This is a genomic window from Campylobacter sp. P0103 (assembly GCF_002139545.1).
GTDB classification, from domain to species: domain Bacteria; phylum Campylobacterota; class Campylobacteria; order Campylobacterales; family Campylobacteraceae; genus Campylobacter; species Campylobacter devanensis.
This window is the reverse complement of the sequence record NZ_MJKG01000013.1, coordinates 1-5,135: the sequence shown is the minus strand read 5'-3', so window position 1 is coordinate 5,135 and position 5,135 is coordinate 1. Positions and strand designations below refer to the sequence as shown.

The following is a 5,135-nucleotide window of genomic DNA, read 5'->3' as shown; positions in this document are numbered from 1 at the left end:
ATATTCTCTTCGCAAAATGGAGTTATCATTTTGTGTTCTAAGCTCATTTGGCGTATCCATTTATCGCTTTTTAAACCCATAAATTTCCCTTTATGCAAATTTATTTAATTATATTTTATATACAATTTTAAGTTAAAGCTAAGTATTATACAATCTAGTTAATTTTGAAATGCTTAAAAAGGAGAATAAATGAGCGGATGCAAAATTCTATCTCTTGTGATTTGTGTTTTAATCGCTGCGGTGTTTTTTGTTTTACCTACGCCACATGGTCTAGAAGACAATGCGTGGCATTTTTTGGGTTTATTTATAGCTGTCATTTTGGCTATCATTTTTGCCATTATGCCACTTGGTGCGATCTGTTTGATAGCGATCGCAATCGTCGCTATTACTGGAATCACGACGCCACAAAGCACTCTTAGACAAACTCAGATCAAGACACTTACTGCATTAGCAGACAAAGTTGATATTGATAAAATGGAGTTAAAAAAACAGATTTTAAACGCTAAAATTTTAGCTCTTAAAAATGCACTAAACGATCTAAAAATCGAGATAAACTCACAAAATAAAGGTGAAAATTTGCTAAAAGAATTATCAGCTTTGCATCTTAAAAACACGACAAAAACGGCAAATTCAAAGCTTTTAGATGGTAGTGAGATTTCTGTTTTAAATAGTATTGCGTTGAATAAATTTAGTCAAAAAGAAATAGACAAAAAAGTCAAAGCTGCTGAGTGGAAACTCAAAGCCAAAACCGGTATAAACGATGCTTTAAGTGGCTTTTCAAATGCGTTAATTTGGCTCATTGTTATTTCAATCATCGTAGCTAAAGGCATCATAAAAACAGGGCTTGGCGAAAGACTTGCATATTATTTTATCTCTATTTTTGGTAAAAAAACGCTTGGAATTGCCTATTCAATCGCACTTAGCGAGACGATTTTAGCACCGGTCACGCCGTCAAATACAGCTAGGGCTGGAGCTATCATAAATCCGATTGTTCAAGCGATCTCAAAAAGCTTCAAAAGTACGCCAGAAGATGGCACACAAAACAAAATCGGAACATATTTGTCACTTGTAAATTTTCAAGCAAATCCGATCAGCTCAGCAATGTTTATTACCGCAACTGCGCCAAATCCTTTGGTCGTAGATCTTGTCGCAAAAGCTACAAATTTAGATATTTCGATCAGCTGGATTCAATGGGCTTTGGGTATGTTTGTGCCGGGAATTTTAGCGATGATGATTATGCCTTTGGTGATTTATTTTTTATCGCCACCAGAGATCAAATCCACCCCAAATGCTAGAGCTTTTGCCAAAGAAAAACTTGCACAGCTAGGTGCGATGAGGCGCGATGAAAAGATTATGTTTGGCGTATTTTTATTTTTACTTATACTTTGGGCTGGTGCATTTGGATTTTTGTTTGGAATCACGCTAAATGCCACAACTATCGCATTTTTAGGTCTTAGTGTCGTGTTGGTGACTGGTGTTTTGGGTTTTGATGAAATTTTAGCCCAAAAAGCCGCATGGAATACGCTTGTTTGGTTCTCTGCACTTGTTATGATGGCAACTATGCTTGGCAAACTTGAAGTAACGACATTTTTGGCTTCAAATTTACAACAATTAGCACTAAATTTAGGTCTTGGCGAGATTTCGATTATGCTATTTTTATCGGTTGCGTTTTTGTATTCACACTACTTTTTTGCTTCGACAACTGCACATATTTCGGCAATGTTTTTTGTATTTTATAGCGCAGGTCTTGCACTTGGCGCACCACCGCTTTTGTATGCATTTATTATGATTACAGCTGGAAATGTGATGATGGGTATAACACATTATGCTACAGGAACTGCACCGGTCATCTTTGGTACTAACTACGTTAGTCTCAAAAAATGGTGGGGCATTGGTTTTGTTATGTCGGTTGTGAATATGGTCGTGATGATTTTGGCCGGTTTGGTTTGGTGGAAAGTTTTAGGATTTTATTAAATTTATGGCAAAAGTATGCGTTTTTCATACTTTTGCTATGTTAAATATTGTTTTTTACTATAAAATAAAATTGGGGGGGGGATTGATGAAGTATGTTTCGTATGTTTTGACTTTCGCGTTTTTTGTAATGGTTTTGGCTAAGACCGCTAGAGTTTTCAAATTTTTTGACAAATTTTTCTATACTGCGATTTTCATCTTTTACACCCCAAATTCCCAAAGCATAGCTTGAGATAGCGACTAAAAGAACTGCAGCAAAAAGAACAATTAGCCCAAAAATAGGATCACGATATTCTATAAAAAAGAAATCCAAATGCTAAACCTAATAATCAAATTTAAAGACCATTATAGTAAATTCAAGGTATAATTTCGCTTATGATAAAATCAAGTAGTATAGAATATCATCTTTTTTAAAAATATATTAAGAAATTAATAAAATAAATAAGTTACATTTTTAAGTAGTGACCAACAACTCTTGTCTTTTTGATTGGTGCGACAATAACGCATTATTTTTTATAAAAAACACTGATTGTAATATTTAATCAAATCAATTAAATTCATAAATTTAAATCAATAAGGAGATTTTTATGCTCCTAAACAAAAATATCATTTTATTGCTTTTAGGCCAAGGTTTTAGTGGAGCTGTTGTCTCTTTGCTAACTTTTAGTAGTAGATTAGCTGGAAAGTGGCTGCTTGATGATATTTTGTATGCTAAGGCTTGTCTGCATTGTTATAATAGTAGTTTTGCCTCGCTTCCTATCTCTGCTACGCTTTGCGGGGCTTTTATAGCTGTATTTTTTTCATCAAATTTAATGCAAAAATTTGGTAGAAAAAAGGTATTTTTATATGCTTCTTTGATTGGTTGTTTGGGCGCTGGTTTTGCTATGTTTTCACTAGTGTCTGGGCTATTTTATCTATTTTGTTTTGCGACTTTTTTGCTCGGATTTTTTACTGTGCTCAATCAATTTTATAGATTTTTAGTTAATAAAGCTCTAAATTTAGCTACGCAAAATGACAAAAACAGAGCTACAGCCTTTGTCGTAGCAGGTGGGATAATGGGTGGTATTTTAGGACCAAATTTGGCAAACATCGGCACTTTGATATTTGATACACCTTTTGTTGGCTCATTTTTATTTGCGCTTTTGCTTTGTGCTATCAATTTTGCTATTACTCTGCCATTAACGCTTACTTCACCAAATACTAAAAAACAATCTCAAAAAGTCCCTTTACTAACTTGCTTAAAAGAGCCAAATTTTATTCTTGCTACGCTAGCTTGTGCTTTTGGATTTGCATTTATGACGCTCATTATGAACGCAGCGCCGCTTGCGATGAGTGAATATAAATTTAGCTATGACGAAGCTAAAAGTGTGCTTGTGTGGCACTTCATAGCTATGTATGCACCAAGCTTATTTTTAGCGTTTTTTATGAAAAATTTAAGTCCGTTTAGGCTTATTTTACTTGGGATTTTGTTTTATTTGATTGCTGTTTTGGTAGCACTTTTTAGCGTGAGTTTTTGGGGATTTTGGGTGAGTTTAGTGCTTGTTGGTATCGGCTAGGCTTTTAGTTTTAATGGCGGAACATTTATGCTAAATGCCATAAACTCAGAGTATAAACTACGCTTACAAGGTCTAAATGCTATTAGCATTTTTGGAGCAAATTTGTTAGCAAGTTCTAGCGTAGGATTTGTGCTAGCAAATGGTGGTTGGAAAGTGCTAAATTTGATTTCTTTTGGATTTATAGTGATATTTTTATCTATTATTTTCGGACTTAAAAAGATATGAGTTATAAATATGAGTTAAATTAAAGTAAATAGTTGGTATAATCCCCTTTATGATAGAACCAAGTAGTATAGAAAATTTAAAAGCCATAATAGATATAAGCGATGTCATAAGTAGCTACATACCGCTGAAAAAATCAGGTGGAAACTTTGTGTGCGTATGTCCATTTCACAACGATAAAAACCCATCAATGAGCATAAGCCCTAGTAAAGGAATATTTCACTGTTTTGCTTGTAAAGCAGGTGGTGATGCTATCAAATTTATAATGGACTATGAAAAACTTAGCTATATAGAAGCGGTTGAAAAACTTGCAAATATGTATAACTTTACCCTGACTTATACGAAAGAACAAAATAGCCATAAAATAGATAAAAAAGTACTTGAAAATCTAAATTTACACTACAAAAGCCTACTTTACAAAAAATCAGGAGGCACTAAACTATCTATATAATCGCAGTATAAATGACGCTATGATAGAGATCTGGGAGCTGGGCTAGTGAGAATCAAAACACGCTAAATTTACTTCAAAATGAAAATATAGACAAGGAAGCAGCCCTACAAATGGGTGCGATAAAACAAAACGAACACTCAAAGGTTATTTTTACAGAATTTGGACTTAAATAACTTAGAGTGGCTTTTAACTCCTCTTATTTTGAGTGCTAAAACTCTATGTTTTTCTTTGGTGTTGTTTATAACTATAGGTATTTTACTGGCATATTTTTTGGCATTTTACAAGGGTAAATTTAAAACATTTTTTGAACTAGTTATAATGATTTTTCCACCTATTGTTACTGGATTTTTACTGCTTTACGTATTTGGTAGAAATAGCTAGTTTTTTAAATTTAGAGATAGTTTTTAGTTTCAAAGCTTTAGTTATAGCTTCATTTTTAGCAAGTCTACCGCTGTTTGTAAAGCCGATTTAAGCTGCATTTGAGAATTTCCCAAAAGATCTTATTGAAGTTGGCTTGAGTATTGGAAAAAAATAGGTTTGAGATAGCTGTTTTTATTATTTTTCCAAACATCATTGGCGATATTTAATGCGGTTTATGATGGCCAAAACGAAAAAGCTCTCATTCTTAGCTTTGTTCTTGTGATTCTTAGCTCATTTATGTTTTGGATGATAGATAGACTAAAACATACGCGAACTTTTGAAGTTTGATAAATTTGGATTATTTTGATTATCTTACGCTTAAATTTAGCGTATAAATCCAAATTTTAGATATTTTTTTTAAATTTAAACCAAATCTTTTACTCAAATTTGATAAAATGTAAAGTTAATTAAATTTTAGGAGAACTATTATGACAAGAGATGAGATTAAAGAGCTTATGAGCTTTTTTGATGAGACAAACATTAATAAAATTAAGATAAAAGATGGTGATTTCGTA

Annotated in this window: 5 protein-coding genes and 1 pseudogene; 4 read left to right on the top strand and 2 right to left on the bottom strand. The window is 33.0% G+C overall.

What is annotated here, in order from left to right; genetic code table 11:
• Positions 1–80, bottom strand: a pseudogene (locus CIGNP103_RS08055) (dCTP deaminase); the annotation flags it as partial.
• 109 nt (positions 81–189) lie between these two features.
• Here CIGNP103_RS08055 and CIGNP103_RS07965 point away from each other — a divergent pair.
• The gene (locus CIGNP103_RS07965) at positions 190–1,974 is read left to right on the top strand and encodes a DASS family sodium-coupled anion symporter (RefSeq protein ID WP_086268905.1); all 1,785 of its coding nucleotides are present in this window, start codon (positions 190–192) and stop codon (positions 1,972–1,974) included.
• 40 nt (positions 1,975–2,014) lie between these two features.
• On the opposite strand, the gene CIGNP103_RS07960 is transcribed toward CIGNP103_RS07965, so the two are convergent.
• The gene (locus tag CIGNP103_RS07960) at positions 2,015–2,284 is read right to left on the bottom strand and encodes a hypothetical protein (RefSeq protein ID WP_179187407.1); all 270 of its coding nucleotides are present in this window, start codon (positions 2,282–2,284) and stop codon (positions 2,015–2,017) included.
• A 274-nt stretch (positions 2,285–2,558) separates the two neighbouring features.
• Between CIGNP103_RS07960 and CIGNP103_RS07955 the strand changes: the two genes are divergently transcribed.
• From CIGNP103_RS07955 to CIGNP103_RS07950, 3 genes are read left to right on the top strand one after another with little or no spacing between them, the layout of a single operon-like run.
• On the top strand, positions 2,559–3,527 hold the full coding sequence (locus tag CIGNP103_RS07955; RefSeq protein WP_236847434.1) for an MFS transporter: 969 nt from the start codon (positions 2,559–2,561) through the stop codon (positions 3,525–3,527).
• A 27-nt stretch (positions 3,528–3,554) separates the two neighbouring features.
• Positions 3,555–3,752, top strand: coding sequence for a hypothetical protein (locus CIGNP103_RS08340; RefSeq protein ID WP_236847433.1), 198 nt, complete (start codon positions 3,555–3,557; stop codon positions 3,750–3,752).
• A 49-nt stretch (positions 3,753–3,801) separates the two neighbouring features.
• The gene (locus CIGNP103_RS07950; protein ID WP_236845777.1) at positions 3,802–4,200 is read left to right on the top strand and encodes a CHC2 zinc finger domain-containing protein; all 399 of its coding nucleotides are present in this window, start codon (positions 3,802–3,804) and stop codon (positions 4,198–4,200) included.
• The last annotated feature ends 935 nt before the right edge of the window (positions 4,201–5,135 follow it).

Coding starts and splice junctions, on each gene's coding strand:
- CIGNP103_RS08340 (WP_236847433.1), top strand. CDS start 3,555: ATGCTAAATGCCATAAACTCAGAGTATAAACTACGCTTACAAGGTCTA.
- CIGNP103_RS07965 (WP_086268905.1), top strand. CDS start 190: ATGAGCGGATGCAAAATTCTATCTCTTGTGATTTGTGTTTTAATCGCT.
- CIGNP103_RS07950 (WP_236845777.1), top strand. CDS start 3,802: ATGATAGAACCAAGTAGTATAGAAAATTTAAAAGCCATAATAGATATA.
- CIGNP103_RS07955 (WP_236847434.1), top strand. CDS start 2,559: ATGCTCCTAAACAAAAATATCATTTTATTGCTTTTAGGCCAAGGTTTT.